The 384-nt window shown below is 64.1% G+C and carries 2 pseudogenes; both read left to right on the plus strand.

Annotation, left to right across the window (positions count from 1 at the left end):
- A pseudogene (locus tag A9K58_RS20145) lies at positions 1 to 111 on the plus strand (DUF3325 domain-containing protein); the annotation flags it as partial.
- Between the two features lie 29 nt (positions 112 to 140).
- A pseudogene (locus A9K58_RS18855) lies at positions 141 to 384 on the plus strand (hypothetical protein); the annotation flags it as partial.

Genomic DNA, 384 nt, shown 5'->3' on the forward strand with positions numbered 1-384 from the left:
ACCCTGGCCGGCGTGACGCTGTCGTTCGGGTTGTATCCGTATCGTCCAACGTGGATTGCGCCTCTGGCGATCGCGCTGCCGGTGCTGGGGTTGGTGCTGGAATTGCTGTAGCCGCAGGACGTGGACGGCGGCGTCCACGCATGGCGTCGAACTACAATGCCGGTATGGATAGCGTGCTGCAGCGGATGTCTGGAATCGGCTTCTTTTCCCGGTTGGGTGAAACACTGCCCACAACGGCCGGCGTCGTCGCCGTTCGATCGCTGGCCGAAGCACTGCGGACCATCGATACCGATGGTTTCGAATGGATGCCCACGACACTGGGCGATTCGGATCCGTTTCACGGCGCCCTGCCCCATCCCGCCGAACTCGCCGACGCCCGACGCG

It is taken from the genome of Stenotrophomonas maltophilia, from assembly GCF_001676385.1.
In the GTDB taxonomy this organism is placed as follows: domain Bacteria; phylum Pseudomonadota; class Gammaproteobacteria; order Xanthomonadales; family Xanthomonadaceae; genus Stenotrophomonas; species Stenotrophomonas maltophilia_J.